Annotated in this window: 17 protein-coding genes; 14 read left to right on the forward strand and 3 right to left on the reverse strand. The window is 65.5% G+C overall.

Going from position 1 to position 23,736, the window contains the following annotated elements:
• Positions 1–308 precede the first annotated feature (308 nt).
• Both OEX18_13760 and OEX18_13765 read right to left on the reverse strand, forming a co-directional pair.
• Positions 309–1,373, reverse strand: a complete 1,065-nt coding sequence (locus OEX18_13760) for a thioredoxin domain-containing protein (protein MDH4338333.1) — start codon at positions 1,371–1,373, stop codon at positions 309–311.
• 55 nt (positions 1,374–1,428) lie between these two features.
• Positions 1,429–2,562 (reverse strand): 4Fe-4S binding protein, encoded by a 1,134-nt coding sequence (locus OEX18_13765; protein MDH4338334.1) that lies wholly within the window; start codon positions 2,560–2,562, stop codon positions 1,429–1,431.
• Positions 2,563–2,817: 255 nt separating this feature from the next.
• Between OEX18_13765 and rsmA the strand changes: the two genes are divergently transcribed.
• The 14 genes from rsmA (at position 2,818) to OEX18_13835 (ending at position 22,572) form a co-directional block, all read left to right on the forward strand.
• Entirely contained in the window at positions 2,818–3,666 is an 849-nt protein-coding gene (rsmA, locus tag OEX18_13770; protein MDH4338335.1) for a 16S rRNA (adenine(1518)-N(6)/adenine(1519)-N(6))-dimethyltransferase RsmA, read from the forward strand.
• 54 nt (positions 3,667–3,720) lie between these two features.
• Positions 3,721–5,625, forward strand: coding sequence for a hypothetical protein (locus OEX18_13775; GenBank protein ID MDH4338336.1), 1,905 nt, complete (start codon positions 3,721–3,723; stop codon positions 5,623–5,625).
• Positions 5,622–6,227 carry a hypothetical protein gene (locus OEX18_13780; protein MDH4338337.1) on the forward strand — a complete coding sequence of 202 codons (606 nt, stop codon included), beginning with the start codon at positions 5,622–5,624 and terminating at the stop codon, positions 6,225–6,227. The genes OEX18_13775 and OEX18_13780 overlap by 4 nt, the downstream gene beginning before the upstream one ends.
• A gap of 127 nt (positions 6,228–6,354) precedes the next feature.
• On the forward strand, positions 6,355–6,948 hold the full coding sequence (locus OEX18_13785; GenBank protein MDH4338338.1) for a hypothetical protein: 594 nt from the start codon (positions 6,355–6,357) through the stop codon (positions 6,946–6,948).
• Between the two features lie 72 nt (positions 6,949–7,020).
• On the forward strand, positions 7,021–7,680 hold the full coding sequence (locus OEX18_13790; protein ID MDH4338339.1) for a hypothetical protein: 660 nt from the start codon (positions 7,021–7,023) through the stop codon (positions 7,678–7,680).
• Positions 7,677–8,309, forward strand: coding sequence for a hypothetical protein (locus OEX18_13795; GenBank protein ID MDH4338340.1), 633 nt, complete (start codon positions 7,677–7,679; stop codon positions 8,307–8,309). Before OEX18_13790 ends, OEX18_13795 begins: the two co-directional genes overlap by 4 nt.
• Positions 8,310–8,365: 56 nt before the next feature.
• The gene (locus tag OEX18_13800) at positions 8,366–9,580 is read left to right on the forward strand and encodes a divergent polysaccharide deacetylase family protein (GenBank protein MDH4338341.1); all 1,215 of its coding nucleotides are present in this window, start codon (positions 8,366–8,368) and stop codon (positions 9,578–9,580) included.
• Between the two features lie 11 nt (positions 9,581–9,591).
• Entirely contained in the window at positions 9,592–10,320 is a 729-nt protein-coding gene (locus tag OEX18_13805) for a pyridoxine 5'-phosphate synthase (GenBank protein ID MDH4338342.1), read from the forward strand.
• A gap of 232 nt (positions 10,321–10,552) precedes the next feature.
• A complete protein-coding gene (locus OEX18_13810) occupies positions 10,553–12,997 on the forward strand; it encodes a T9SS type A sorting domain-containing protein (protein MDH4338343.1) in 2,445 nt (814 codons plus the stop codon).
• Positions 12,998–13,219: 222 nt separating this feature from the next.
• Positions 13,220–14,902, forward strand: a complete 1,683-nt coding sequence (gene secD, locus OEX18_13815) for a protein translocase subunit SecD (protein MDH4338344.1) — start codon at positions 13,220–13,222, stop codon at positions 14,900–14,902.
• A 14-nt stretch (positions 14,903–14,916) separates the two neighbouring features.
• On the forward strand, positions 14,917–15,816 hold the full coding sequence (gene secF / locus OEX18_13820) for a protein translocase subunit SecF (protein MDH4338345.1): 900 nt from the start codon (positions 14,917–14,919) through the stop codon (positions 15,814–15,816).
• A 110-nt stretch (positions 15,817–15,926) separates the two neighbouring features.
• On the forward strand, positions 15,927–16,784 hold the full coding sequence (locus OEX18_13825; protein MDH4338346.1) for a T9SS type A sorting domain-containing protein: 858 nt from the start codon (positions 15,927–15,929) through the stop codon (positions 16,782–16,784).
• A 145-nt stretch (positions 16,785–16,929) separates the two neighbouring features.
• On the forward strand, positions 16,930–17,493 hold the full coding sequence (locus OEX18_13830; GenBank protein MDH4338347.1) for a hypothetical protein: 564 nt from the start codon (positions 16,930–16,932) through the stop codon (positions 17,491–17,493).
• A 69-nt stretch (positions 17,494–17,562) separates the two neighbouring features.
• The gene (locus tag OEX18_13835; GenBank protein MDH4338348.1) at positions 17,563–22,572 is read left to right on the forward strand and encodes an ATP-binding protein; all 5,010 of its coding nucleotides are present in this window, start codon (positions 17,563–17,565) and stop codon (positions 22,570–22,572) included.
• A gap of 1 nt (position 22,573) precedes the next feature.
• Here the strand turns inward: OEX18_13835 and OEX18_13840 are convergent, their stop codons facing one another.
• Positions 22,574–23,707 carry a hypothetical protein gene (locus OEX18_13840; GenBank protein MDH4338349.1) on the reverse strand — a complete coding sequence of 378 codons (1,134 nt, stop codon included), beginning with the start codon at positions 23,705–23,707 and terminating at the stop codon, positions 22,574–22,576.
• Between the last annotated feature and the right edge of the window lie 29 nt (positions 23,708–23,736).

The raw sequence follows: 23,736 nt of genomic DNA on the forward strand, positions 1-23,736 counted from the left end.
ACGAGTTGAGCATGCTGCTCGAGGACAACGTGTGCGACGCCACAGTGTTCACGGAGACGTTCGGGGTCAAGCTGGACACGTACGTCGACAAGATTCCGTCGCTGTGCCCGAAGCAGGAACTGGCGGCCTGACTCCGAAGGTGACGAGGGCCGTCATGTCTCTTCGCGGCGGACGCCTTCAGAGTGTGGTCCAGTCATATCGCTTCGCTTGCTCAGACAGTCCTCGCGCGACAAAACTCCATCTGGTAGTCGCGCTGCGGAACTCGCCGCGAAGCGATATGACTGTCCCCGGCATCTGCAGAGGCGCGCCTAGCGCATCGCCTGATCGGCCTCTTCCTTCGCCTTCTTGAACTTCTCCACCTGTTCCTTGAAGTACGGATCGTCGGGATCGCTCGCCAGCGCCTCGCGGCCGATCTTGATGGCGTCGTCGTACTCGCCGCGCGCGTAGTACACCTCGGCCAGCGTGTCGAGGATGCCCGGGTCGCGCTCGGAGAGTTCCACCGCCTTGAGCGCCACCGGCAGCGCCTGGTCGAGTCCGATCTTGCGCTGCGCACAGAACCACGCAAACCCGTTGAGCGCGCCCGCGTCGTCCTGGTGCGGTTCCGTGATCTTCCAGTACGTGGCCACCGCGGCATCCGCGTTGCCCAGCTTGAACTCCGTGCCCGCCAGGCGGCGCATGCTGTCGTTGTAGTACTCGGAGTTCGGGAAATCGGCCACCACGCGCGAGTAGTACGTCCTGGCGTCCTTGTAGTTCTTTACGCCGTAGCAGGCCTCGCCCATGGAGTAATAGATCTCATCCTGGCGCTTGCGTTCGTCGTTGGGATCCAGCGTGAGTGCCTTCTCGAACATCGGCATCGCCATCTTGTCGCGGCCCGCGTCGGCATGGACGATGCCCGTGTTGACCAGCAGGTCGAAGTCGTTTGGGTTCTTCGTGAGCTGTGCCTCCAGCATCTCCAGCTGGCTCTTGCCGGCGGCGTAGCCGCCGATCACCTCGACGAACTCGTCCGTGGGCAGGTAGCCGATGTAGCGGCCCACTTCCTTGCCGTCCGGGCCCAGCACCAGCAGCGTGGGATAGGCACGCACGCGAAACTCATTCGCCACCGGTTTCCAGGGGTCCTTCTCGGCGTCGAACTTGGCCGCGATCATCGAGTTCAACAGTTTCTCGGCCGACGCCTGCGGATAGACTTCCTTGTCGAGCCGCTTGCAGGGCCCGCACCACGTGGCGTAGAAATCGATGAAGACGAATTTGTTTTCCTGTTTGGCGCGCTCGAGCATCTGCGCGTAGGGCTCGTTGCTCCAGCGGACTTCGGCGCCGGCGGTGCTCGCCACGACGCACAGGGCAGCGACGGCAAGGGCAATGCGGGTGGGTCTCACGGTGGCCTCCTTGGAATAGGTCGGGCGAGGACGGATTATACACCGTGGCGGGCGATCAGTCTCCCCGCTCGTCGGGCGGCACCTGGCCCTGGTTGTGGTGGTATGCGGGTGCGTCGATTTCCTGGATGCGACGCTGGTACTCCTGGTTGGTGATGTCGGAGGCCCAGTAGCCGGATAGTCGCGCCACCTGGATGCCCCCGTAGAAGAGCAGGACCACCAGTGCCGCGAACAGCGCCGGCCGCACCGCCCGCCGCCAGGGCCCCCGCGTCTCCACCTGCAGGGCTACCGGCACCGGACAGGCCGCCACGCAGGAGAGACAGGCGGTGCACTCGTCGGAGCGCACGCGGCGCGCGCGGTCCACGCCGATGCCCGCGGGACAGGCACGCGCGCACAGTCCGCAGTCGATGCAACGCGACGCGGTGCGCGTGATCTTCAGCGGCGAGACCAGCGAAAACAGCCCGAGCAGCGCGCCGTAGGGACACAGGAAGCGGCACCAGAAGAACGGAATCACCACCGAAAGCGCCACCAGCACCGCCATCACCTTGAGCGCGAACGCGGAGATGTTGGCAAAGAAGAGCATCATCTTGATGTCGGCCACCCGGTTGTAGGGCGAGTTCAGGAACGCCGCAATGTCGCTGGCCTTCATGGAGACGAAGATCGAGTAGACGAAGAACGCGAGCAGCAGGTACTTGAGGCCGCGCAGGGGCCAGTCGAGCCCGCGCGGCAGGCGGATCTTGCGCCGGAAGAGCCTTCGCCCCACCCCGGCGAGTGTTTCCGATACAAACCCCACCGGACAGATCCAGGAGCAGAACGCCTTCTTGAGCAGCAGGCCGGTTCCGATGGCGAGCAGCAGGATGACGAGCCCCGCGGGGTGCACGCGCGAAAGCTCGCCGCTCTCCAGCCAGTGCCGCAGCGTGATCAGCGACGAGATGGGGAGAAAGCCCTCCACCCCGGGCGGTCGCGCGGCGGCCAGGTCGCCCGCCTGCAGGCGCGCAACCCAGCGCACGAAGCGGAAACCGATCCATACCACCACGGCGAGCGAGAGCAACTGCACGGCCAGACGCATGCGTTCGATGCGCCACCTGCGCGCGGCCAGGGCGGGTTTGGGGAGAACGTATGGTTTGAGCCGGGCCAGCTTCTCGTGACGGTCCTCGGCGGAGCCGTCGCCACCCACGGAGATTTCGGACATAAGCCTCCGATATCATTTTCCGTCCCCGGGATCCCATTCGCAAGTGGATTCTTTGATGGCCGGGGCGCGCCGGAACGCCGCGGGTTGACGACAGCCCGGAAAACGGGCTATACTATGCGGCAGAAAGGCAGGCCACCCAATCCACGAAACCCAGGGTGGCCATCAGGAGGTTCTTCTCTCTCCACTGATACCGATCGATCGTCATCCCCCTGACGACCCGCCCGCAAGGGTGTGGCACAACAAACGGTAAACCCATTGCAGGACGGACGCTTTCGCCCCAAGAAGCGATTCGGCCAGAACTTTCTCCAGGACCGCGGCATTGCCGCGCGGATCGTTGAGGCCGCGAGGATCGGCCCCGGCGACACGGTCGTGGAGTTGGGGCCCGGACATGGCGTCCTGACGAAACTCATTGTCGGGACCGGCGCGCGGCTCGTGGCGCTTGAGCTCGATCGCGGGCTCGTCGACGAGTTGAACGCGGAATTCGATGGCCGGCTGGGCGCCGGCGGCGATGCGCGCGGGCGTGTCGAAGTGATCTCGGTGGATTTTACGAAGGTCTCGCTCGGCGAGTTGCTGGGCCAAAGGGGAATCGAGCGGTGCGTGTTGATCGGCAATATTCCATATCACCTCACCCGGAACGTGCTGTTCGACTTTCTGGTGGCGGAAACGGGGCGCATTGCGCGCTCGGTGGTCATGATGCAGCGCGAGGTGGGCGAGCGGATCGCGTCGCCGCCCGGGAGCCGGGTCTATGGCATTACGAGCGTGGTATTGCAGAGCTTGTACGACATCCGGGTTGTCACGAAGGTTGCACCCGGCTCGTTTCATCCCCGGCCCCGGGTGGCGTCCATCGTTCTGAGCTTCCATCCGCTGCAAACGCCCTTTCTCGGCCCCGACGAGGTGGTTCCGTTCGTGTCACTGGTCAAGAACCTGTTCCAGCAGCGGCGCAAAACCATCCACAACACGCTGCGCGCGTTCTACCCCATGCCGGAAGACGCGCTGTTGCGCGTGGCGGAAGCGGCCGGGGTGGACCTGCAGAGCCGGCCCGAGGTGTTGTCGCGCGAGCAGTTCCGCGCCCTGTCGCGGGCGTTGCTGGCGGCGGGAGTTTGATTGTTGCGGGCATTGATGCAACCAGTGCAGTGGGTGCGATGTGGAGTCGCCACGATGGTCGCGGCAGCGTGTCTCGCCGCGACGGCTCCGCGCGTTCTTTCTCAAGACAACGTGTACAACCCCGGCACGGCCACGCCCGACACGCTGCAGTTCGGCAAGACCTACCAGTTCGCGCCGCTGTTCAAGAACGGCATCGAGGGTAACGTCTCGTTTGTGAGCATGATGAACCAGTTCAACAGCAACATGTCGACGAGCTACGGACCGCGGTTCGACTTCGGCCTCTTCAAGGACGAGAAGTACTACCGCCTGCAGGACCGCCGCGAGGAGACCAAGCGGCTCACGCTGTCCAGCTTCTACGCGGTGCGCCCCGGGATGACCAGCACCCTCGGCTACAGCGACAGCCGCGTGTTCAACCGCTCCGTGATACCGGGCGGCGGCTTTCAGGACTACATCATCAACGACAACGGGTTCACGGGCGGGGCCACGCTGACCGGGCGCGTGGAACGCGCGCGTTTCGACGCGGCGCTCAGCGCCAGCGCCATGAACGGCGAGCGTACCTACAAGACCGACGACACCTACGGCGGCGGTCTCAACGGTGGCGTGGGTTACAACTTCTTCCGCAATCGCCTGGTGGTGCAGGCCCGCGGTGCCCTTCGTGAGACATCGGAATCTTCGCGAACCGCGCTCGCGGTGTTCAACGGACTGGGGGCGTCCGAAGACTCCGTCAGTGGCGCGGTTCGCCTTTCTCTTGCCGACTCGGTGGATCTCCGCGCCTCTTACTCCGCCTACAACGGCACCCGCACCTATGCGGACCAGGCCCAGGGGGCGCTGGGCGGCCAGCTGGGCGGCGCAGAGAACGTGTTCGAGGAAACCGAGAACCGGCTCACCCGCACCACGCTGCTCAATCTCAACTCCCAGTTGTGGGACGACCTCCTGATCCAGCTGGATGCGAGCCACGAGGAACAGCTCAGCCAGTACGCGGTGCAGACCACGCGTTTCGGCGAAACGGTCATCGACGCCTTGCGTGGAACCGTCACCTACATGATGCCCTGGAAGACACGATCGGTGGTGTCGCTCGACAACTCGGAGACGCAGCGCAACCTGGGCCCGCAGTCGGTGGGCAGCTACGCCGAGAATCGCAAGCGAGTCGGCATCGGCCTGGGGCACCAGTTCACGCCAACGTTGCGTGCGGACTTCAGCGCCTCTACGCAGCTCTCGCAGTCGTTCTACGTCAACTACGAGGCCAACCCGCGCGACCGCGACCAGGTGGACAACCTGGCCAGCCTGCGCCTGTCGTCGCAGCCATTCTCCAGGGTGTCGGCCAACGTGACCGTGTCGTATTCGTCCACGCAGTTCATCAACATCGATGAAAGCCAGTCGCGCAACAACCGCACGCGCGACCTGTACGAAATGCGTCCCGGGTTCTCCTGGAACGTGCGGGACTGGTTCACCATCTCGCAGACCTACGGCGTCGTCATCGAATATACCGACTATGTGTTTGTGCCCAACGACAACTTTCTCGACCGCAACTTGATCTTCGCCAACACCTTCACCTTCAAGCCCGTGCCGGGCCTGGATTTTCGTTTCGACTACGGCCTCAACAAGCACGACAAGGGGTCGTACCTGCCCACGGGTCCCAACGGAGAGGATGTGCTCAACGTGGACCGCGAGGACCATCGCAGCCGGCTGACACTGCGCGTGGACTACGCGGTCAATGACCGCCTGGCGTTCTTTGCCGAGAATCGCTACAGCCAGTTCGTGGACAAGACGGTTTCATCGAACCTCGAAACCGTCACCACCGATGGCCAGATTGCGGTGGGGACCACCGGTAAGTATGACTTTGGAAAGAACCGCAAGCTGTCCTTCCTGCTGTCGCGCGTCAAGCGCTTCGCGCCCACGGGATCTGCCAAGGAAAAGGACTACTGGGACATGCGTTCGGAGTTGAACTTCCCGCTATGATCGCGCGGCGTCACACACTTGCCCTGCTCACCGCGGTGATGCTGTGCGTCACGCTGCCGGCGTGCCTGTTCAGTACGCGCGAGGACGAGGTGCAGCCGCCGGGCACGGGCGGGTGTCCGGTGGTGTCCCTGAATGACCCGCTGCAGGTGTTCGGCGCGTTGAAGCAGGCGCTGAACGTGTGCAAGCAGGACGCCAACTACGAGCGCGCGCTCAGCAGCACGTTCCTCTTCTCGCCCACGCTGCAGGATTCGCTGGACCAGAACTTCATCAACACCGGGGTCTTCGACAACTGGAACAAGGCGCGGGAGCTGGAAGCGCTGGGGCTGCTGCTGGCGGACGCGCAGACCCTGCTGGCCGAGTTCTCGCCCTCGGTGGAGATCAACAAGAACACCTTCGTCCGGTACCGGGTGAACTACGAACTGGGCGTGGTCGCCACGGCCACCCCGGCCGATACCACCCGCTACCGCGGCGTGGCGTTCTTCGACGTGCGCAACGAGGGCGGTAACTGGCGCCTTACGTACTGGAACGATATCGACACCGTGGACGGGTTTTCCACCTGGGGATATCTCCGGGGAATCCTGGGGCTGCGGCTGAATCCTTGAGCAACCATGAGGAACCATCCGCAACACCAACGATGTTAACCTTTTACGTTACTTGACCTTAAGGGGACCGATCATGTATCATTCTGTTGGACTTCAGCGACCCGCCTCGCGGAAAGGAATCACATCCATGTGGAAGAGAAGTAGTGTTCTGTGTGCCTTCGTGGTGCTGGCCGCACTGACGTCGTCCTGTATCTTTGATCCCAAGAAGGACGATGGCCCTCCGCCACCGCCGACCGGGGACTACAAGGACCTGACCAACCGGTCTGACGTCCTCTTCAACCTCCAGAAGTCCTACAACGACCGCAATATGACGGAATACGAGAGGATTCTGGACGATAACTTCACGTTCTTCCTCTCCGATGGCGATGTCAACGGCGGTCTCCCGGTGCAGTGGGGCCGCAGGGATGAACTTGACGCCAACACCAACCTGTTCAGCCGCACTGTCCCCCCCGGGGCCACCTGGCCGTTGTGCACCTCCATCCAGATGGACGTGCAGTTTGAAGCCGGCCTGCAGTGGGTGGAAGTGATTCCGGACGCGGCACCCGATGAGACGTGGTACACCACCACGTGTTTCTACGACTTCCAGATCGAGGTCGAACCTGATACCAAGTACATCCCGTACCCCGGTGCCAAGGCGCAGTTCACCGTGCGCAACGCGGGCACCGATAGCAACCCGAGATGGCAGCTCGTCGAGTGGCGCGATCTCGGCGGCGCTCAATAAGGGGCAAGTGGTTCAAAGAGGGCACCGGTCGCAAAGCCGGTGCCCTTTTTGTTTCTTGAGGGGAACTCCACCATGAAGAAACTGCATTTCGTTGCACTGGCCGCGATGCTCGCAATGACGTTCGCGCTTGCCTGCGAAGACACGGTCGACCCGCCGCCGCCGGATCCGCCCGTCGTGTATCAGCCGCTGACCACGCGCGTCGCGGTGCTCAACAACCTGGAGGCCGCGTACAACAACCGCAACATCGGCGAGCTGGACAAGCTGCTCGATCCCGAGTTCAGCTTCCATCTCAGCGACGGCGACGTGAACGGTGGCCTGCCGCCGCAGTGGAACCGCGCGACGGAAATGGACGTCAGCACGAACCTGTTCAGTGATACCGAGGACCCGCTGCACCGCTGGCCGCTGTGCACCTCGATCGATTTCGACCTGGACCTCAGCAACCCCGACTGGGTGGACATCGTGCCGCCGCCGGTGGCGGACGAGCACTGGTCCATGGTTACGGTCTTCTACGACTTCCAGATCGCGGTCAACCCCGACACCAAGTTTTACCCGTATCCCGGGGCGAAGGTGCGTTTCACCGTGCGCAACAACGGAACCGACGAGAATCCGCACTGGCAACTCGTCGAAGCGGAGGATCTGGGGGGCGGAAGTGCCCTTGTCGGCACGCACGCCACTGCCACGGAAGAGTCCACCTGGGGCAAGGTGAAGTCGCTGTTCCGGGGCGACTCATGAAGAGACACCTGTTCCTTCCCGTCCTGATGCTCCTCGCGCTCGCTTGCGGGGGCGAGGACGCCGTCCTGGAACCACCCCCGACCCGCGTGGCCGACCTGACGGTCAGGTCTGACGTTCTCTACTTCATCGAGTGGTCCCACAACGGGCGTAACATGGTGCGTTTCGAGAGTGCGCTGGACGACAGCTTCCGTTTCCTTCCATCCCCGGGAGATGTCAGGGGCGGCCTTCCTGCAGAATGGGACCGTGACACCGAGTTGCAGCTGGTAAACCGCCTGTTCGACCCGGACTTGAACGAGCCGGGTTTGGACCGGTGCACCGGCCTCATGATGGACGTCTATCTCGAGGAAGGTGTTGATTGGGAAGAAGTGCCGGCTTCGGGCGGCGAGACATGGTACGCGGCGACGCTGTACTGTAATGGATTAGTATGGACACAGCGAATGGGGTGCCACGACGTGAGCTCAAAGCAGCGGCTTACCGTTCGCAACGCCGGCACGGATGAAGCGCCGCGCTGGCAACTCGTGGAGTGGCAAGAGTTCGATCGTTTCACTGCCGCGCCGCTGCGCGACAGTGCTGTATGCTGGGCCGTTTCCTGGGGCTACATGAAAGCAATGTACGCGGACCCGCCATGACGTGGCCTTCCTCTCCTTGACACCCCGCGTTGCGTGCCCCTAGCCTCGCGCCACCCATGGCACGCAAGAAACGCCCTTCCTCACGCACCGCACCCTCGCGCGGGTTCAGATTCGCGATCGGTTTGCTGGTCATCGTCGCCGTGGGCGGAACCGCGGCGGTTCGCTTTCTGCAGAGCACGCGCGGCGCCGTGTTCCTGGTGGACCGCGGCGTGGAGAGCGCCTACCCGCGCGTGCAGGGCGACGTGAGTATTGCGCTCAAGCGCACGCTGGAGCGCAGCGGGTTGCGCAAGCGCATCCGCGTGCGCAACGATCCCGCCGCGGTGCAAAGCCGTGCCGCCGGTCAGCCGCTGCGCTGGGACATCCCCTGCGACGAGTCCGCGGATCTGATTCTTATTAATGTCGCACTCACCGGCGCGGTTCGGCAGGCCGGCGCGGTGCTGCGCAACGCGGAGGAGAGCAACGACGGGCGCATGCTCACCTACGTGGTCGGCACCCGCACCCGCGACACCCACCGCCTCACCATCCGCCGCCTGGCGCCCGAGGCCGTGACACAACACCTGCGGGACACCCGGCCGCTGCCGCGCGTGGCCATCGTGATCGACGACTTCGGCTACGCGCGCGGCGGCGTGCCCGGCGAAATCCTGGACCTCAAGCTGCCGATCACCGTCTCCATCCTGCCCGGGCTGCGCTTCTCGCAGGCCATGCTGGCCGACGCCCGCGCGCGCAAGCGTTGCGTCCTGCTCCACCTGCCGCTGGAGGGAAGCGAACCCTTCGACCCCGACCTGCCCGCCATCTCCACCGGTATGAGCGACGCGGAAATAACCTCCCTGGTGGGCGAGTACATGGAGCGCCTGCCGGGGGTGGACGGTGTCAACAACCACCAGGGCTCGGTGGCCACCGCGGACCCGCGCGTGATGCGCGCGGTGTGCGCGGCACTCAAGCCGTACGGCGTGTTCTTCCTCGACTCTTTGACGTCCCCGAAGTCGGTCGCCTATAATGTGGCGGTGAACTCGGGTCTGCGGGCGGCGTCCAACACGATCTTTCTGGACGACGGCACCGATCGCCGCGAGGATGTGGAGGACCGCATCCGCGAACTGATCGCCCTGGCCCGCAAGCGCGGGTCGGCGGTCGGTATCGGCCATCCGCACCCCTGGACGCTCGAGGCCCTGCAGGCCAGCATCGACGACCTCGACGCCGCCGAGGTGCAGGTGGTTACGGTGTGCGAGCTGGTGGCGGCCCTGGAAACGGCGCGCGTATCTCAAACCCGGTAGTGGAGAAGAGCATGGAGAAGACCTACATCCGCCTCGGAGTGAACATCGACCACGTCGCCACGCTGCGCGAGGTGCGCCACGCCCACGAACCGGACCCGGTCGCGGCCGCCGTGGCCGCGGGAATGGCGGGGGCGGACCAGATCACCGTGCACCTGCGCGAGGATCGCCGCCACATCCAGAACCGCGATGTGCGACTGATCCGCGAGGTGGTCCGCGGGGCACTCAACCTGGAGATGGCCGCGGCGGCCGAGATGCAGGAGATCGCGCTGGCCATCCGGCCGGACTCGGTGTGCATCGTGCCGGAGAAACGCGAGGAGATCACCACCGAGGGCGGCCTGGACCTCACCGACGCCCCGCGCAGCCTGGGCGAGCTGGTGGCCACGCTCAAGGACGCCGGCATCCAGGTGACGGCCTTCCTCGACCCCGACCCCCAGCAGATCCACGAGGCGGCGCGCCTCCGCTTTGACGCGGTGGAAATGCACACCGGCGCCTTCTCCAACGCCTCGCACCTCAAGGTTGAGGACGAGGTCAAGAAACTCAAGGAAGCCGCCAACGCCATCCGCCACCTGGGCATGCGCGTGCACGCCGGCCACGGCCTGGACTACCACAACGTCACCCGCATGCTGGAGGTCCCCTACCTGGAGGAGCTCAACATCGGCCACGCCATCATCGCCCGCTCGGTCTTCACCGGTCTCGACCGGGCTGTCCGCGACATGCTCCACCTGATGGGCCGGGTGTGACCGCGCGGCAGTCGGGCAGCAAGGCGAACAAGAGGTAAGAAAAGGGGTTCCGCTGGCGGGACCCCTTCTTCTTGCTCGGGCGCTTCGGTGCCGCGCCACCGGTGGCCCCCCAAAAATGATGCACATGCACCATACAGACCGGGGTGCGCCATGGGGGATAATCCAGCAGTAACTCTGGGTATCCTCGATCCCAGGGGGCCGCTTTCCCGCGCCGCGCAGAAGGGAGCCAACCATGAGGGGAATCATTTTGTGGGCAGCAATGGTCTGTGCCGCAGGCACACCCGCCCACGCGCAGTCAATATGGCAGTGGCAGTACCCGGCGACGGGGGGCCTCACCTTGCAGCACGTTGACGTTCTGCTCCCCTCAACCGCGATGGCGGTGGGAGTTAGCGGCACGGTGGTGAAGAGCACGGATGGGGGCGCTACCTGGGCCCGGTGTTCCCCGGTGCCTGGCTCGCCCACGCTGAACGCGGTGAGTGTGCTCGATGGCAACACGGTTGTCGCCGTGGGCGAAGGGGGTGTCGTCGCGCGTTCCGTGAACGGTGGTAACACGTGGAGTGTGACGAACGTCGGGGGCGGCGTGGCGGAGCAACTCTATGACGTCGATTTTGCCGATGCCCTTCATGGCATGGCGGTTGGTTCCCGGCCGCGCGTTCTGCCCGCAGCTGCCGACGGCGTCATCGTGAGCACCGATGACGGCGGGGTAACGTGGGTCACACGAGCCGTGATCCCTGCTACACGGCTGCGCGGCGTGTGCGTCGTGGATGGCGGGAGCGCGTTCGCCGTGGGATGGGACCTGACGATTCTCCACTCCGGCGATGGTGGTGTCAACTGGGATACGCAGAACGGAGCGGGTTCCGGTGAACTTCACAGCGTCGATTTCATCGACGCGAACAACGGTACCGCCGTCGGATACTCGTTTGCGACACTGTATCCGCCGGTCAGCCTGAAGACGACCAATGGTGGGCTCACGTGGACCGAAACCAATACGTGGCCTGCATACTGGTCGAGGCAGTTGTATTCGGTGGACCAGGTAACGGAGATGGTGACCGTTGTGGGCGGGTATATCGAAGATGGGCCGCCGGGACTCCTGTACAGCACCGGCAATGGCGGGGTGTCGTGGACCCAGAGATACGTGGACTCGATCATACGAGGCGTGGGGATGTTCTCGACCACGGAGGGTGTGGCGGTGGGTGACGGGGGCGCGATCTACCGGACCGTGGATGGCGGTCAGAACTGGGCACAAGTAGGGGGCGGATCGGGGCGGTACACGATGACGGATGTCGATTTTCTCGACATCCAGCATGGCGTGGCCATAGCCGCCGACAACGGCGATCCATCTCTTTATCCGACGTCGCCCATGTATCTCACGAGCGACGGCGGGGCCACCTGGTCGGTTTCGCAGCCCTTCACCTGGTCGACTATCGGCGACGTTTCCTATCCAGCCCCGAACACCATCGTCGTGGTGGGGTGGGGGCCGGCGCAGATGGATGCAGGCGCTTTCGTTGCGCGGTCGACCGACGGCGGCACGACATGGTCCACCCTGTTCTCCAGTGCGTGCTACCCGGGTGCGCCGGATTGCGTTCCCACCCTGCTCGGCGTGGACTTTTTCGGACCGGACAACGGCGTCGCGGTTGGCTCCCGCATCTACACAATTGTGGATGGCGTGGCGTCGGCGGGGCCGGACATATCGCTCATCGAGGTGTCGGTGCCGTCGCTGCAGACCGCCTACGCGGTGGGATACGGTGGGGTGATCATGAAGGGTGACCTGCCGAGCAATGCCTGGACGCCTCTGGTGAGCGGCACAACCGAGGATCTCCGCGACGTTTGCTTCATCGACGACATGACCGGCTGGGTGCTGGCGCAATCCGGCGCGTTGCTGCACACCACCAACGGGGGCGCCAGCTGGACATTCCTGTCGGCTCCCAGTTCGGGGGCCATATCATTCATTGACGAAATGAACGGGGTGCTCTCGAACGGTGGCACGACGATCTGGAAGACCATCAATGGCGGTAACAACTGGATTCCGGAGACGACGCCCGCGCCCGTCAATGAAATTGCCTTCATCGACATCGCCAACATGGAGGCGGTCGGGGGCAATGAGAACATCATTGTGCGGCGCGATATTCCCGTGCCGGTGTTCTTCCAGAACCTGACCGCGTCGGTGAAGGACCGAGCGGTGGAACTGCGCTGGGCTGTCTACACGGACGAGACCATCCGGGGCTACCGCATCTACCGTGACGACGTGTCCATGACGGACGCGCTGGTCGCCCCGGGCGAGCACCAGTTCATCGACAGCAAGGTTACTCCGGAAGCCGAGTACCAGTACGTGGTCGCGGCGGTGAGTGAGAGCGGGATGGAGACGCGGTCGTGGCCGGTGACGGTGCGGATGCCGTCTGCGCCGGTGGCGCTCTACCAGAACACGCCCAACCCGTTCAACCCGGAGACGCAGATCCGTTTTGCGGTTCCCACCCCGATGCAGGTGACGCTGACGGTGTACGACATCGCGGGCCGGCGGGTGGCGGTGCTGGCCGACCGTGTCTACCCGGGCGGTGAGCACGCGGTGGCCTGGGACGGGATGACGGGTAACGGTGAACCGGCCGCGTCCGGCATCTATTTCTACGAGTTGCGGACCCCGAAGAGTACGGTGGTCCGCAAGATGGCGTTGCTCAAGTAAGCGCAGCAGGGCTCCCCGGTGCGGTCGCTCAGGCGGCCCCGCCGGGGAGCCACCCCGACCTTCCCTCAAGGGCCCCCTTGACCCCGCAACCCGTTCGTGTATAATGGCCTCTTATTTTCCGGCCATACTGCCCTCCCGCTGTGGATAACCTGGCGCCACACATACCGGCACGACCCTGGGGAGGGCGGAAGTCTGCCCGACACAGTCTGATCTGAGGTAACGATGAAGACCCGTTGGAAGCTGGTCATCATTCTCGCGGTCATGGTGTTCTGCGCCTGGGCGCTGTTTCCGAGCTTTCGCTACTACTCGATGAGCGGAGAAGCCCGGGCGCGTATGAGCAGTGAGCAGCGAGACATGTATTTGGACAGGGCTCTCAAGCTCGGCCTGGACCTCCAGGGCGGCGTGCACCTCGTGATGGAAGTCGATGACTCCAAGCTCGACGAGAACGCCAAGAAGGATGTCATGGACCGCGCCATCCGGATCTACCGCAACCGCATCGACCAGTTCGGCGTGGCCGAGCCGGTGATCCAGAAGCAGGGCGACCGCCGCATCATCGTGGAGTTGCCCGGCCTCTCCGACGTGGACCGCGCGCACCGCATTCTCGGCCAGACCGCGCAGCTGGAATTCCGGCTGGTGCGCGAGCAGGACGAGGTGAGCCGCACGCTGCAGGCGCTCGATCGCAACCTGCGCGGGGTCAAGGTGACCGGCTCGGTAATCGACACCACCGGCATCGACGCGGACACCACCCGGACGGCCAGCAAGACCCCGGAGACCCAGCAGGCCAGTGCGGCGGACTCGCTGCTGCCCACCATTCCGGGTGCGGCGGACAACGTGCCGCTTCCCGAGGCCACCGAAGACCGGCCCTTCACCTCCATGCTGCTGACCTACTTCGACGGCGGCGTGGTGGTGGACGAGCGGCGCAAGGAAACCGTCGACCTGCTCTTGCAGACCGAACAGGCGCAGCGCGCGGTTCCCTCCAATTCGGCGTTCCTGTGGGGCGCTGAGACGCGGCCGGTGCAGGGTGGCGGCAACGGCTACATGCTCTACCTGGTGGAGAAGAACGCCACCCTCGACGGGTCGACGCTCACCGACGCCACCACCAGCCCCGACCCCGACAACCCGACACAGCTCAACGTGAACTTCCGCTTGAACCGGCAGGGTGCCATCATCTTTGCGCGCTTCACCGGAGAGAACATCGGCCGGCACATCGCCATCGTACTCGACCAGAAGGTGCGCTCGGCGCCCACGGTGCAGAGCAAGATTCCCAGCGGCGAGGGCCGCATCACCGGTATCGGCAGCGACGACGAGGCGGCGGATCTCTCCATCGTGCTGCGTGCGGGTGCGTTGCCCGCGCCGGTTTCGATTGTGGAAGAGCGCACGGTGGGGCCGTCGCTGGGCCGCGACTCCATCGAGTCCGGCAAGAAGGCCGCCATGGCGGGCTTCGTGCTGGTGATCATCTTCATGATCGTCTACTACAAGTTGTCGGGGGCGCTGGCCAGTTTCGCCATGATTCTCGCCATGGTCATGATCTTGGCGGTGATGGCGACACTGCGCGCCACGCTTACCATGCCCGGCATCGCGGGGCTGATTCTCACCATCGGTATGGCGGTGGATGCCAACGTGCTCATTCTGGAGCGCGTTCGCGAGGAGTTGCGCCGCGGCAAGACGGTGCGCTCCGCCATCGACGCCGGCTACGACAAGGCGTTCTCGACCATTCTGGACGCCAACGTCACCACGCTCATCACGGCCTTCGTGTTGTGGCAGTTCGGTACCGGGCCCATCAAGGGCTTCGCGACCACGCTGTCGGTGGGGATTCTCTCCAGCATGTTCACCGCACTTATCGTTACCCACGTCGTCTACGACATTATCACCAGCCGGCGTCACCTTGAGCGCCTGAGCGTGTAGGCAGGAAGAGAGACATGCAGTTCTTCACGGATGCCAATGTGAACTTCATCCGCATTCGCCGTCATGCGATGCTTATTTCGGCCGTCATCATCCTGGCGGGTCTCATCTCGCTGGCCGTTCATCGCGGCTTCAAGACGTCGATCGATTTTGCCGGCGGCGCGCTGGTGGAGATCGGCCTGCAGCAGCCGGTGCCGGTGTCCGACATCCGCGCGGTGGTCGGCAAGGCGGGTTTCGATGGCGCGGAGATCACGCGCTTCGGCGAGGCGGGCGACTACCTCATCAAGGTGAAGAGCGTGGGTGATGCGGCGGCGGTGGCGGAGCAGTTGAAGGACGCGGTGTCCGCCGGTGTGGGCGGCCAGACGGTGGACGTGCGCCGGGTGGAGTCGGTGGGTCCCAAGATCGGCTCCGAGCTGCGGACCGCGGCGTTCTGGGCGGTCATCTACTCGCTCATCGGCATTCTCATCTACGTGAGTTTCCGTTTTGACTTCCGCTTTGCGGTGGCGGCCATCATCGCCACCGCGCACGACGTGCTGATCACGCTGGCGTTTTTCTCGTTTGTGGGCATGGAGATCTCGCTCAGCGTGATCGCAGCGCTCCTGACCATCGTGGGGTACTCGCTCAACGACACCATCGTGGTGTTCGACCGTATCCGCGAGAACCTGGGCGTGCGACGCCGCGAGGACTTCGGCACGCTGGTGAATACCTCCATCAACGAGACGCTGTCGCGCACCGTGATCACCGGTGGCACCACGCTGCTCGCGCTCGCCGCGCTGCTGGCATTCGGCGGCGAGGTCATCCGCGACTTCGCGCTCACGCTCACGCTGGGCATCATCATCGGCACCTTCTCCTCCATCTTCATCGCCTCCCCGGTGCTGGTGGAGTGGCATATCTGGCGGCCCAAGAAGTCCAAGTAGCGCGGTTTCTTCGACCAGGCCCCGCCCTCTGGAATTCCGCGCGTGGCTGCGGTATAATTGCCCACGAGATACTTGCCAAACAGCAGTGGATCCCGGACAAGGCGGCCGCCATGTTTCGTCTCATCTTCCTCTCTCTGGTTGCTCTGGTTTTCTTTGTCGCCGGCGCGAACGCGCAGTGCGATCCCGCGCTGGATGTCCTCGATGACGGCTCCGGTGCCAACGGCGCCGTGGGTCTGCCCTCGGTCGTGATCTCCGAGGTCAACCCGGGCGACTACATCGAGCTGTTCAACACTACCGCCAACGACTTCAACACCACCGGCTACTGGTTCTGTTCGCCCTTCCTGTACACGCAGGTGGGTGCCGTGATCGTGCCCGCCGGCGGCTACGCCACCATCCCCTGGCCGGTGGTCTTCACCGATACCAATGCCGGCGGCGAGATCCAGCTGTACAAGAGCGGGTTGTTCGGCGTCTCCACCGACATCCTCGACTTCGTGTGCTGGGGTGTGAATCCGCACAGCACGCGCGTGGCGCAGGCAGCCGCGGTCGGCAAGTGGAGCGGCGGGTGTGCGGGTGCGCTCACCAACGGCGCCATCCATCGCAAAGTCGGCAGCACCGGCACCACCGCGGCCGACTACGACACCGACGCGCCGCCGTCGCCCTCGAACTGTGTCCCCACCGGCGTCACCCCGCAGCTTCCGGTTGCGCGGCTGAACGCGTTCCCGAACCCGTTCTCGGCGTCGACGCAGATTGACGTGTCGCTCAGCGAACCGGCCACCCTGCGCGTGGGGGTCTACTCGGTGAACGGCGCGCGCGTGCGCGACCTGGGCGAGCAATCGTTCCCGGTGGGCGACACGCGTCTCACCTGGGACGGCACCGACAACGCGGGCAACCGCGTGCCGAGCGGGGTCTACCTGGTTCGCTTCGACGGCAGCACAAGCGCGGTGGCCCGGGTCATCACGCTGCGGTGACGGCCAGCACAACCGTCCCCTTTCTGAGACAGGGGTGTCCCTTGGTGGTGACACCTGCGGGGCGCTTGCGGGCGTAACTCGTTGCGGCGCAATGGGTCGGGGCGGGGCATGGGGCTTGCTCCTGTTCCGTTGTTTAGGTCCAAATATGGGGACCCTCTTCCGCATATCCGCGCCGTTGCTCTCCTTCGCGCTTCTCGCCGGGCTGGTGTCTTTCGTCCTGCCCGCGGAGGGTGTTGCGCGCCCCAAGAGGAACCCCGCCGACCCGGGCGCCGTCGTCTCCCAGCAGGGTGAAAAGGAAGAAAAGAAGGACGCGGAGTCGGCCGGACCGGGCGGTCCCATGGACGTGTTCGGGGACATCGAACTGGGCTGGAAGTCTGGCAACGTGGACCTTATCCTGCGCCACTTCGGAACCCAGAAGGTGGCGATCTCCGTGGAGGGAACCGGGCCGTCGGGTGGCACCTTCTCCCGCAACCAGAGCTACTATCTCCTCAAGGATCTGTTCCGCTACACCATCACCCGCGAGTTCGAGTTCGCCCAGTATCGCAAGCCGGGCGAGCAGGGTGGCCGGTCCTACGCCATCTGGGAACGCCAGTACCAGAAGAGCGACGACGGCCGCCTCATCAAGGACAAGGTGTACGTGTCCCTGCATCTCGAGTCGGACGGCAACCGCCAGCGCTGGGTGGTGGATGAGATCAAGTCGATCCGCTGATTCCTTCCGTTCCGTCCGTCGCGCCGCTCACATGATATGCTGTCGACGCCGTGAAAGCGGTGATGCACGATGCGAACCCGACGCCTGATGCTTCTATTTTCCGTCGCGTGCCTGATGGGCGCGTGGAGCGTGCTGCTGTTGGGGCACTTTGCGGGCGTGGCGTGGGCGGGACGCGTGCCGGCGGGCGCGGTGGTGCTGGCGCTGGTGTTTTCGTCGGTCGGCGCCGCGCTCTCGCGCGGAACGCGCCGCCGCCGTGCGGGCGTGTGGGCTGCCATCTCGCTCACCGGGTTTTCGTGCCTCGCCTTTGCGCTCCCTTCGGGTGGCGGCGAGCGCATGCAGAACAACTGGCGGCGCCAGTCGGGCGAGCGCATCGCGCAGACGCTGGCCGACGTGGGCAACCGCATCGAGCGCCTGGAAGACACCGCCGCGCTGCTCGGCGCGCACGTCACCCTGCACGTTCGCGCCACCGCCACCCCCATCGGCCAGGATCCCACCGACGCCTTCGCACTGCTCGATTCCCTGGCGCGCTCGGCCACACGCGGCACCGCGCTCACGCCGGGCACCGACATCGGCCTGCAACTCTTTGACGCGGATGGACGCCGGGTGGCGTGGGCGGGCTGGCCGCAGCAGACCGCGGTGCTCGACGCGATGTTCATCCGCAGCGACTCGACGGTGGTGTACACGCGCAACGTGTCGCTGTACCAGATTCTCTCGCACGTTATTCCCATCCGCCGGGTGGACGGCGAGCCCCCGGTGGCCACGCTGCTCATCGACATGCCGCTGGAAGTGGACTTCCGCGTCAACAACCGCTTCCTCAAGAGCACCAGCCTCGCCGAGGAGATTCCGCGCGGTGGCGTGGCGAGGGTGAGCTTCGACTACTTCCCCGCCACCGGCAACCTGCCCGAGCGGCTGCCGCGTTTTCGCGAACAACAGCAAGAGGTGCTCGCACAGCGCCTGCGCATGATGGAGGCGGCGCGCACGCAACCGGAGCCGCAGCGCGATCCGGCGGACTCGACCGCGGCGGACGCACCGACGCGCGCGGACTCCGTGCTGGCGTACTACCCGTTCCCGCCCAACGTGGAGCCTTCGGGCGAGATCTTTGGCGACGATGCCACCGGCCTGCAGGGACGCGTGCTGGTGCGCAGCCGCCAGGCCAACCCCATCCTCAGCGTGACCGCGGTGGGCCACCCGTTCTCCCACTACCTGGGTCAGTGGGACTCGCGCCGCTCCACCTGGGGGCGCGCCTTTGCGCTGGCCGCGCTGTTTGCACTCTTCTTCCAGGCCATGCGCTGGATTCCGCCCAGCGCACGGCCGCGCGACGTGCTGGCGCGCGCAACGCTGTTCACCGCCTTCGTGGTGGCGCTGCGCTACGCGCTGCTCTCGTTTGGTGCGCGCAGCGCGTGGGCGCACGCGCGTCTCTTCGACCCGTCGGTGTTCGCAACCCCCACGCTGGGGGGGCTCATGCGCAGCACCTTCGACCTCGCGGTGACGGCGTTGTTCCTGGTGGTGCTGGTGTACGGGCTGGTGCGCATTGTGCGCGCGCGCGACAAGGTTCCACCCGCCGGTTCGCCCACCAGGCGCACGCGCGCGCTCGAGGCGGCCGCGGTTGGCGCGGTGCTGCTGGGAATGACCGAGTTGATCCGGCGGCTGGTGCACACGGTGGTGGTGAACGCCAACCCGCGCCTGCTGGGCGAGACCATGGAGATCACCGACGCCAGCCTCATCGTGTTGCACGTCGGCGTGTTTCTCATGGTGACCGGTATCGTGCTGGCCGGCCTGTTCCTTATATGGGGCATGATGCGCGCGGCGGGCGAGACGCGGCGCGCGTTGGTGGGTGCGGGTGCGCTGGCGGTAGTGGCGGGCGTGAGTCTGCTGCTGCACCGCTGGGATCCGCTGGCGGTGTCGCTGCTGCTGGTGGTGTTTGCGGTGTTCGCGCCGCGCGTGGCGCATCGCGAAGACCTGGTGTCCATTGGCATCGTGTCGTTCTGCCTGGTGGTGGTGGCGTCCGCGGCGGCATACATGCACCTGGCCCGCAACTACGACGAGCTGCGCAAGGGCTTCGTCACCGAGAAGGCCACCGAACTGGTGAACCCCAGCGACAACTGGAAGGTGGTGATCCTGGAGGACGTGCTCAGCGAGTACGCCGAGCGCCACGAGATCCGCCAGGCGTTGCGTTCGCCGCTCTCCCAGGACACCGACCGTCTCGCGTTCGACCTGTGGGCGGATGGCCCGCTGAGCCTGCTCGGTTACAGCTGCGCCATCCACGTGGTCACGGATGCAGACAGCGTCATCAGCGAGTTTGCCGTCGACATGCCCTATCGCGCGCGCATCGCCGAGGGTGGCGAGCGCACCGACACGCCCGACCAGAACCGCTGGGCGGTGCTCGACCTCACCCGCTCCACGCCGCAGGGCATCGTGCGCTTCTACCGCGGCATTCTCAATGTGGATGAGAGCGATGTGTACGAGGAGACCGACCTGGCACGCCGCCTCATCGGCAAGGTCATCGTGGACGTGCCGTTCTTCTTTGGCAGCCTGGAGCTGGCCGCGCGCACCGGGCCGCGCACGCCCGAGGTGCTGCGCAACGTGCAGGAGGGCGGGGTGGCGCCGCGCATCGAGGAGCCGGAGGCGCTCTTGCTGGCGCGCGTGGACGACGGACGGCGCATCACCGAGTCGTCGTCGGAGCGGCTCGCGGTGGGGACGCGCGTTCCGACGGACGTCATGACCCGCGCGCGCGCGGACGAGTGGCCTCTGTTGCGTTCCGCCACCGGAACCTACCGCGTGCTGGCGCGCGACCTGCCCGACAACGCGGAAACCCTGCTGGCCGGTTTTGCGGTTCCGTCCCTGTCGCGCCACCTGTTGCGCTGGTCCACGCTGTTCTCGCTCTACCTGTTCTTCACGCTGGTGATCCTGCTGACGGTGGTGGCGCTGGGTGCGGTGCCGCGCCTGAACCGCGTGCTGCCCACGCTCACGCCCGGCGGGCGCCTGGGCTTTCAGCAGAAACTGCTCGCGTCGTTCCTGCTGGTGGCGCTTGCGCCGTCGGTCATCCTCGGTCTCTTCTCGGTGGACTTCATCAAGCAGCGCTTCACCGAGGAGAGCCGCGATGAGGCATCGGTCAAGGCGCACGGCGCGCGCAAGGCGGCGGCCAACCTGCTGCACGGCGAGCTACAGTTCTTCATTGCGCGCGCGGATCTGCCGGCACTGCTGGCGCCCGGTGCGCCACGCCCGCAACACCTGGGAGGAAAACGTATTGTCGGCGTGTTTGCCGATGTGTCGATGCCGGTACCGGCCGGCGCACCCACGCTGGGCACGCTGCAGTCGGTGTCCGGCGACGATCTGGCGCTGGTGACCATCGGACGGCGATCGTACATCGGCGTGTTCAGCGCGCCGCTCGACGTGTCGGGTGACGGACGCGCGGGTCGCTACTTCGTCTACTATGGCCGCGCGGTCGACGAGGAACTGCTGGGCGAGATTGCGGAACAGGTGGGCGCCGACGTGAACGTGTACGTGGATGGTGACCTGGTGGCGTCGAGCCGCGAGGGCCTGTTGGCGGGCGGGTTCATCAGCGCCACCATGAACGCGGGCGCGTACGTGGAGGTGTCGCTGCTAAGCTCCGAGCGCGCACTCGCCACCGAACGCGCCGGCAGCTACGACTTCCAGGTGGCGTACCTGCCGGTGGCGCACTGGCAGCCGATCGTCGGCGACAGCGCCCTGGTGGCGCGCGCGCCCACGCGCGCGGCGCTGGGGGTGCCGCTGTTGTTCCGGCCCGAGTCGTATTCGCTGGAAGTGCAACGCGCCACCTCGGTGGCGCTGGGCGTGTTTGCGCTGCTGCTCGCCGCCACCATCGCGCTGGGCCTGGTGGTGGCGCGCGGCGTGTTCGAACCGCTGCGCGAACTGGTGGCGGGCACGCGCCGCATCAGCCGCGGCGACTTCAATGTGCGCCTGCGCGAGGACCGCTCCGACGAGGTGGGCATCGTGGCCACCGCCTTCAACGAGATGACCGAGCAGATTGCGCAGTCGCAGCGCGTACTCGAAGAGCGCCGCCGCTACCTGGAAGCCATCCTGGAGAACATCGGCGCGGGGGTCATCAGCACCGACGCCGAGGGGCGCGTGCGCACAGTGAACGCCGCCGCGGAGCGCATCGCCGGCGTGACGGCCGCCGACGCCATGGGGCAGACCGCCGCCGAGATCGCGCGCAGCGGGCACGCGGATCGTATCTTTGCGCTGCTCGATCCCGCCACCCGTTCCGGGCATCCCTTCGAGACCGGGGAGCTGGAGATCGAACGCGCCGGGCGGCCCGCCACCATCAAGTACATGCGCACGCGCCTCGAATCCGGCGAGCGCTACGTGGGCACCGTGTTCGTGTTCGAGGATCTCACCGAGCTCATCGAGAGCAAGAAACTCTCGGCGTGGGTGGAGATGGCGCGCCAGATTGCGCACGAAATCAAGAACCCGCTCACACCCATTAGAATTTCCACGCAGTTCATGCGGCGCGCCTTCGACCAGCGTTCCGGGGAGTTCGAACGAATCTTCCGCGAGGGAACCGAGACCATCATCCACCAGGTGGACGTGCTCAAGCGCATCGCCAGCGAATTCTCCAGCTTCGGCAAGATGCAGCATCTCGACATGCAGCCGCACGAGGTCGACGCACTGGTGCGTGGCATCGTGGCGCCCTACATGAATAACAGCTCGGGCGTGCGCGTCACCTACGAGAACGGCGTGGCGGATGCGCGCGTCGTGGCGGACGCGGAGGCGGTGCGGAAGATCTGCGCCAACCTCATCGAGAACGCGCTGGAGGCGATGGGATCGGGCGGCGGCGAACTGCGCGTGCGCTGCGCGGAAACCACCGAAGCCGGCACGCCGGCGGTGCGCATCGTGTTTCGGGATTCGGGACCGGGATTGAACGACGAGGTGTCGAAGCGGTTGTTCGAGCCCTACTTCTCCACCAAAACCACCGGCACCGGACTCGGCCTCGCCATCTGCCGCACACTCTCGCGCGAGATGGGCGGCGACGTCACCATCAAGAACCTGCAGGAAGCGCGCGGTGTCGAAGCCGCCCTTACGCTACGCCGCGCGGGGTAGATCAGCCCTTCTTGCCCTTCGCCTTCGCGGGGCTGCTGCCGCCGCTGTCCTTCTTGTCGTCCTTGGGCTTGTCGCTGGACCCATTGTCCTTCGATCCGTTGTCCTTTGACTTGTCTCCGCTGTCCTTGCCGTCGTTGCTGGCGCCGCCCTTCGCGCGCGACGTCCCCGTCGATCCCTTGCTGTCCTTCGACTTGAACTTCTGCGGCGTGTCCTTGGTTGTGGCCGGCGGCGGCGTGCTGCCCTTGGTCTTGCCCGAACCCGGCGGCGGCGTCACCTGGGTGCCGCCATCGTTGACCGGCTTCAACCCGGTTGCCTGTATCGGGCTGCTGATCGGCATGGGGAAGCGCTCCACGATCTGCTGCTCGTGCGACGGCAGCACCACCTTGCGCAGCTCGCGCGTTCCATAGCGCTCCGAGTCGATGCGGATATCGGTTTCCTTGACCGACTGGCGCGTGGCGCGTTCGATGGCGCGCGTGTCCGGCGCGCCGCGCACGGCGGTGCCGGTGCGATACGCGGACTTGAAGCGCTCCGGCTTCACGCGGTTCTCGCCCACGTCGACTTCCTTGAACTTGCCCGTCTCCACCACCACCCAGCCGTCCTTGTAACGGCCCTGGTCCACCCACGGGTCGTTCCACGAGCACCCCGGCGGCGGCAATGGCGCCCAGCCCATGTAGTCGCCGGCCATGAACCAGTCCACCGGGCACGCGGCCCAGGTGTAGTTGGGTACCCAGATCCAGCCCATCACCGGGTCCAGCCACCAGTTGCCATAGTGATACGTGGCCCATCCGAACGGTTCGTACGACACCCACATCCATCCGTATGAGGTCCAGATCCAGTGGCCGTAGGTGAAGGGCTGCCAGCCCACGCTCACCACCGGCTGCCACACTGCGCCGTACTCGGTGGTCTCGTACCACGAGCCGTACGGGCTCAATTCGCCGAACATGTCATAGTCCGACGGCGTATGAATGAGCTGCTCGACGCCCTCTTCGGCGGCCGGGTCGGTCTCAGCGTAGCTCTCCTGGGCGGCCACCGGCGCCGGGGCGGGCTGGGGGTCTCCCAGCAGCTCGCGGTCGTAGCCGCCGCAGCCGGCCAAGAGCAGCGTCAGGGCGAATATAAGTGTCGCGTACGTTCTCATGATTTCCCTTCGTTCCCAGGGGAACGGGA

It is taken from the genome of Candidatus Krumholzibacteriia bacterium (assembly GCA_029865265.1).
In the GTDB taxonomy this organism is placed as follows: domain Bacteria; phylum Krumholzibacteriota; class Krumholzibacteriia; order WVZY01; family JAKEHA01; genus JAKEHA01.